Annotated in this window: 6 protein-coding genes; 2 read left to right on the top strand and 4 right to left on the bottom strand. The window is 65.9% G+C overall.

The window, feature by feature from the left end; translation table 11 throughout:
* Window positions 1–264 precede the first annotated feature (264 nt).
* Both xylB and GY791_14915 read right to left on the bottom strand, forming a co-directional pair.
* Window positions 265–1,773, bottom strand: a complete 1,509-nt coding sequence (gene xylB / locus GY791_14920; protein MCP4329717.1) for a xylulokinase — start codon at window positions 1,771–1,773, stop codon at window positions 265–267.
* Window positions 1,774–1,777: 4 nt separating this feature from the next.
* Complete coding sequence (locus GY791_14915; GenBank protein MCP4329716.1) at window positions 1,778–2,557, bottom strand: SDR family oxidoreductase; 780 nt, start codon at window positions 2,555–2,557, stop codon at window positions 1,778–1,780.
* Window positions 2,558–2,666: 109 nt separating this feature from the next.
* Here GY791_14915 and GY791_14910 point away from each other — a divergent pair, with 109 nt between their 5' ends.
* Window positions 2,667–3,998, top strand: a complete 1,332-nt coding sequence (locus GY791_14910) for a glutamine synthetase (GenBank protein MCP4329715.1) — start codon at window positions 2,667–2,669, stop codon at window positions 3,996–3,998.
* A gap of 15 nt (window positions 3,999–4,013) precedes the next feature.
* On the opposite strand, the gene GY791_14905 is transcribed toward GY791_14910, so the two are convergent.
* Window positions 4,014–4,805, bottom strand: a complete 792-nt coding sequence (locus tag GY791_14905) for a DeoR/GlpR transcriptional regulator (GenBank protein ID MCP4329714.1) — start codon at window positions 4,803–4,805, stop codon at window positions 4,014–4,016.
* Window positions 4,802–5,467, bottom strand: coding sequence for a hypothetical protein (locus GY791_14900; GenBank protein MCP4329713.1), 666 nt, complete (start codon window positions 5,465–5,467; stop codon window positions 4,802–4,804). Before GY791_14900 ends, GY791_14905 begins: the two co-directional genes overlap by 4 nt.
* A gap of 352 nt (window positions 5,468–5,819) precedes the next feature.
* Between GY791_14900 and GY791_14895 the strand changes: the two genes are divergently transcribed.
* Window positions 5,820–6,170, top strand: a complete 351-nt coding sequence (locus GY791_14895) for a hypothetical protein (protein ID MCP4329712.1) — start codon at window positions 5,820–5,822, stop codon at window positions 6,168–6,170.
* Window positions 6,171–6,176: the final 6 nt, after the last annotated feature.

The following is a 6,176-nucleotide window of genomic DNA, read 5'->3' as shown; positions in this document are numbered from 1 at the left end:
TGAGCGCCAGGAAGAAATGGCGCAGGCTCGATGGATCAAACCACCTCGCCGAGGTCATCCAGGGAGTGAGATTCGAGAACGGCATCAAGCAAATCCAAAACGCCGCCTGACCAGCCCGTCACCAACTTTCGGGCATAGCTCTGAGGCGGACGTTCTCTGCGGTAGCTCGACCCGATCGCGCTTATGAGTACACGGCCTAGTTCCCGTTTCCGTGACTGGTGAAGGAATGAATCGAAACGGTTGACCCCGACCCAAACGAAATCGTCACGCGTTGGAATCGTGGAGCCGGTGGTTGATGGGCGTCAATTGGCGGCGCACCTGATCGAAGATCTCGAACCGTTCGCGATAGAAGGCGTGGACCGCTTGGTCGGGCCGATTGCTGTCGACGATCCGCACGCAGCGCGCGATCGCGTCTTCTTTCGACGCGAAAACGCCGACCCCGACCCCGGCAACCAGGGCGGCACCGAATGACGCGTCGCCGTTCCGCGGCCGGTTGACAGCGAGACCGGTGATATCGGCGAGGATCTGCCGCCAGGTATTGCTGCGCGCGCCGCCGCCGAGGAGCCGCATGTCGCCGAATTCGGCGCCCGAAAGCTCCTGCGCCGCGCGCAACACGTCGTAGAGCGCGAACGAGATGCCTTCGTAGCAGGCCCGGGCGACGTGCCCGCGGCCATGGCCGAGGCCGAGGCCGACCAAGCTCGCCCGCAGCTTGGGGTCCCAATGGGGCGCCCGTTCGCCGACCAGATAGGGATGAAAGAGGAGACCGTCGCTACCCGGTTCGATCGCTGCGGCGAGGCGATCCATCTCGGCGAAGGCGCCGTCGGTGGGCAGGTCGCCGAAGAACACGTCGCGCACCCAGCGGTGGGCGGTCGCGCAGGCATTGATGCCCGACGCCATGTACCACATACCGTCGATGATATGGGGATAGCAGGAAACCGGGGGGTGAACCTCCGGCCGGTCGGTGGTGAGGAAGACGACACCGGCGGTGGCCAGCTTGATGGCCCCGCTGCCCGGCGCCGTCGCGCCCGCGCCATAAAGCTCGACCGTGGTGTCGTTCGAACCGACGACCACCGGCGTGCCGGCCTTGAGGCCGGTCAGCCGGGCCGCCTCCGCGGTGACCTGGCCGGCCACGTCGACCGGTTCGCGCACCGGCGGCAGTCGGTCCACCGGCCAGCCGACCAGCGCGCAGAGTTCGGCCGACCAATCGCGGGTCGCGGCGTCCGCCATCAAGGCACCGAGAACGTCGGAGAAATCGGTCGTCCAGTCGCCGGTGAGGCGGGCGCGGAGATGATCCTTGGCCAGATAGAGCCGCTCGCAGCGGTCGAAGGCCTCCGGCTGATGGCGTTTGATCCACAGCAGGTGGCTCAGCGCCCAGGTCGGGTTGGCCTTGTTGAGTGTGGTGCGGATGATCCGCTCACCGGCGGCGGCATGGAGCTCCTCGGCCTCGGCGGCGCTGCGCTGGTCCGACCACATGATGGCCGGCCGCAGGACGCGCCCGTCGCTGGCGGTCAGGACCGCAATATGGGCGCCCGCGGAAATGCCGACGCCGGCGATCGCGGCGGGGTCGATGCCAGCCTCGTCGATCACCGTGCGGACGGCGGCCTGCAGGGCCTGCCACCATTGGTCCGGGTCCTGTTCGGCCCAGCCCGGCTTGGGCGATGCGGTATCGATCGCCGCGCTCGCCTCGCCCATCGTCGCCCCGCTCTCGTCGATCACCGTCGCCTTGAGACTGCCGGCGCCGAGATCGATGCCGAGGATGCGGGCGGCGGTCATCGGTTCATTCGGGTGTGACGTACGTCGCGGTCAGTCCGCCATCGACCACCCACGCCGCGCCGGTCACATAGGAGGCGGCATCGGAGGCGAGGAAGGCCGCGACCTCCGCCACCTCGTGGGCCTCGCCAAAGCGGTCCTGCGGCAGATGCACGCGGCGGCGCTGCCATTCCTCGGGGGTTTCGCGCAGATAGTCCGACAGCGGCGTCTCGATTGGACCGGGACAGAGCGCGTTGGCGCGAATGCCGCGGCGGGCGTATTGGGCGGCGATTTCGCGGGTGATCGCGACCACGCCGCCCTTGGCCGCGGCGTAGGCGATCTGCGGCGTAGCCGAACCGATGAAAGCCACGATCGAGCCCATGTTCACGATCGACCCGCCGCCGGCCCGCAACAACGCCGGAATGCCGAACTTGCAGCCGAGAAACACGCCGCGCAAATTGACCGCGATCGTCTGGTCCCAGACCGCAAGGTCGGTATCTTCCGGGCCGCGGTCCGCGCTCAGCATGATGCCGGCATTGTTGAACAGCGTATCGATGCCGCCGAGTTCCGCCTCGGCGGCGGCGACCATGGCTTCGACCGACCCCGGGTCCGCCATGTCGACTTCGATGGCATGAGCACGGCCGCCCGCCCCGGTGATGGTGGCGACGGTTTCCTCGGCGCCCGCGCGGTCGATATCGGCGACCGCGATCGCCGCCCCTTCGCGCGCGAAGATCCGCGCCGCTTCGCGGCCGATACCGCCGCCGGCGCCGGTGATGACCGCCCGTTTTCCTTGAAGTCGCTGGCTCATGGGGCAATACCTCGTGCCGGTGCGAGAAGATATCTTGCGCGACTTTGTAAGTGCAACATAGGATTTGGCACTTGCCAACGAGATCACCCGGCGGCGGAGGAGCGAGACAATGACCGGCGACACGATCACCCAGATGATGACCGAACTGGATGCGCTGGGCGCGCGCTACGTCCGCTTCGAATTGCCGGACCTGCACGGCACCTCCCGCACCAAGGTGGTCCCAATCGCCAAGGTCGAAGGCTATGCCCGCGACGGGCTCAATTTCTATGGCGGCACGATCGCGCTCGACACGGCATCCAACGTCATCGGTGGCACCGGCATGAACGAGGAGGGATCCTACCGCGACCAGCAATTGATCCCCGACCCGTCGACCCTGCGCCCGGTGCCGTGGCTCGAGGATACGGTCAAGGTCGTCTGCGACGCACGCTGGGCGCCCGGCGAACCGATCAAGGCGACCCCGCGAACCGTCCTTGCCGGCCTCCTCGACCGCGCCGGCGAGCTCGGTTACGAGGTCATGGTCGGCCACGAGTTCGAGTTCTACATTCTCGATGCCGAAACCCGGGAACCGCTATTCGGCGGCGTCCATATCTTCAACGCTACCCGCAACCAGTACATCCCCTTCCTCGATACCCTGCTCGACACCCTGCAGGCGGCGGGCATCGACATCATCACCCACAATTGCGAATACTCGCCGTCGCAGTTCGAGACTAATTTCGGCCCGGCGATCGGCCTCGAGGCGGCCGACAAGGCGTTCACGTTCAAGAACGCGGTCAAGGAACTGACCCACCGCGCCGGCTACCTGGCGACGTTCATGTCGAAGCCGGCGACCGACATGGCGGGATGCGGCTGTCACGTCCACCTCAGCCTGATCGACAAGGCGACCGGCCGCGGCGCGTTCGCCGCCGAGGGATCGGGCGACGACGCCCTCAACCCCCTCCTCCGTTCGTTCACCAAGGGCCTACTCGATCACGCCAAGGCGATGCAGCCCTTATTGGGGCCGACGCCCAATTGCTACCATCGGCTCAAGCCGCACACCTTTGCGCCGTCCAACATCTCGTGGGGGATCGAGGACCGTTCGGCGATGGTGCGGATCAAGGATGCCGGCACCGCCAATTGTCACATCGAGCTGCGTTCGGGCTCGGCCTTGTCGAACCCATACCTGTCGGCGGCGGCGATGCTGGCGGCCGGGTTGCTCGGCGTCGAGGCCGGCGGCGACCTGCCGCCCCAATCCCAAGGTCCGTCGGAGGACGACCCGGCGCACGAGAAGCTTGCCGGCTCGCTCGAGGACGCCCTCGACGCGCTCGCGGCCGACGCCGGGATGCGGGGCTTGCTGGGCGAGGAGTTCATGAACGTCTTCGTCACGGTCAAGCGCGCCGAGCTAGCCCGCTTCCGCTCTCACGTCACCGATTGGGAACGCAACGAGTATCTCGAGATCTATTGACGAGCGGTTTCGATTTCACGCGACCATCAGCTCGATGTCGGCCTTGGCGATGGCCTGGGCGAGTGGGGCCGGCGGTGCGGTGTCGGTGACGATATTGGTCAATATCGAGAGCGGCATCACGACCTCCAGCAGACGGACGCCGAACTTGGCGTGGTCGACCATGAAGACGCGCCGCTCGGCGCGGGCGAACATCGCCCGTTTGACGAACGCCGCCTGAGAATCGACATCGGTGATGCCGCCATCGGTCAGGCCACCCGAGCTGGTGAAGGCGACGTTGGCATGGAACCGGGTCAGGAATTCGCACGTGTCCTGACCGTAAACTCCATCCTCCCGCGCGCTGTAGGCGCCGGGGCACAGGATGACCCGGATCGTCTCCGCCGCGCCAAGCGTTTGAGCGACCCGTATGCCGTTGGTGATGACGGTGGCGTCGACGCGGGCACCGGCCATGCAGCGCGCGAGATGCAGGGTGGTGGCGCCGGAATCGACCATGACCACGTCGCCCGGGTTGATCATCCGGCACGCCGCGCCGGCGATACGTTCGCGCTCCTTGACCATGGCCGCGGCGCGTTCGCGGACGCCGGGCTCGCGGCCCATGGGCGCCGTCGCCCCGCCATAGGTGCGCGCGACCAAGCCGCGGCTCGACAAGTCATCGATATCCCGCCTCACGGTTTCGGTCGAAACGCCGAACGCCTCGGCAAGCTCGGAGATGCGCACGGTCGGCGACAATTTGAGGGCGCCGATGATGCGGTCGTGGCGCTCCGATTTACTGGGGCGCACGGCGGCGACCGGGGGGCTCGAATTGCTCATGCGGCGGCGGCGAGGATGTCCCTGAGTTGCGACGTCAGGGCACCCTTGCGACAACTGAACGCGCCATTGAAGGCGGCCGAGCCGATGGTGAAGGCGTCGGCACCAGCATCGGCCAAGGCTCTTATCCTTGCCGGGCTGTCGACGCTGCCGGCAACGACGAGATAGCCGTCGGTTCCGCGCCGGGCCGCCTTTATCAATTCGATCGGGTCGGCATCGGTGGCGCGGTAGGCGAGCAGATCAACTCCGGCACAGCCGAGGGCGCCGAAGCGCACGCAATCCGATTCAACATCCTCGGACGACCCGCCGAGATTTGTCGGGTGCCCGTTCGGTTTGCCCGGGAACGGCAGATATTCGATCTTCGTGCCATCGAGAATCGGCAGGATTTCCTCGGCCGCGGTGCCGCCCATCACCCGGTCGACACCGATCTCACGCGCCGTACGGGCGGAGTCGCGGCAGGCCTCGAGCGTCGTGCTGACGACTTCGAGATAGCTCATTGCCCCTGCCGACAGGATGCGCCGGTTGAGCTCCTTCAAGGTCTCGATATCGGTGCCGACGTCCTTGAAGCCCATATGCCGAATGCCGAGGGGGGCGATCAGGTCGAAGACGTCGAGACAGTCCTCAACCGTTTGATCGTCTCGCGTGAACATGAAAATGAAATCGATCATAAACCGGCCCTGAAGCCCGCGTCAGCGCCCCGGCCACGGCCCGGGCGGCGCCATATTCGGTCTACGGTTATGTCAGATGTGTGTGGCAAGTACAACAAATCATGTTGGATTTACCAACCTTGGCGCGGCAGCGTCAAATGGCGGGACGGATTACGAATATCCGCAGAATTCGAGGCGGCCGTGCCGCCGGACTTGTGGAAACAGGGAGGATCGTCATGAAATTCAGCCGCCGAGGCACGCTCAAGATGGCTGCCGCCGCGAGCACCCTTGCCGCCGCCGGCTCTTTCCTCGCCGGGCCCAAGCCGCACGCGAAAAGCAACTCAATATCCTGTGCTGGGAAAGTTACGATTTGGACGAGGTTCTCGATCCCTTCCGCCAGATGACCGGCGCCAAAGTGTCGGCCGAGAGCGGCACCTCGGACCCGGACATGATCAACAAGCTGCGCGCCGGCGAGACCAACGTGTGGGACGTCATCAACGTCAACCAGCGCTGGGCGCGCGATCAGATGTTCGGTGAGAAACTCATCACGCCGCTGCCGAAGGAACGCTTCGAGCCGCACTTCGACAAGATGATGGAACCGTTCAACAAAGACTACAAACGGTGCTACTCCGAAGGCGGCGACCTGCTCGGCATGATCCAGCGCCTCGGACCCTTCAACTTCGTCGTCAACACCGACAAAGTCAGCCGGGCGACCGCTTAGGCATCC

The sequence above is a fragment of the Alphaproteobacteria bacterium genome, from assembly GCA_024244705.1.
Classification (GTDB): Bacteria; Pseudomonadota; Alphaproteobacteria; order JAAEOK01; family JAAEOK01; genus JAAEOK01.
Note: the sequence above shows the minus strand (reverse complement) of the source record. Positions and strands in the feature narration are given on the sequence as shown.

Bases quoted from the DNA above. Each gene is read 5' to 3' on its own strand.
- GY791_14915 (MCP4329716.1), bottom strand. From the start codon at position 2,557: ATGAGCCAGCGACTTCAAGGAAAACGGGCGGTCATCACCGGCGCCGGC.
- GY791_14910 (MCP4329715.1), top strand. From the start codon at position 2,667: ATGACCGGCGACACGATCACCCAGATGATGACCGAACTGGATGCGCTG.
- xylB (MCP4329717.1), bottom strand. From the start codon at position 1,773: ATGACCGCCGCCCGCATCCTCGGCATCGATCTCGGCGCCGGCAGTCTC.
- GY791_14905 (MCP4329714.1), bottom strand. From the start codon at position 4,805: ATGAGCAATTCGAGCCCCCCGGTCGCCGCCGTGCGCCCCAGTAAATCG.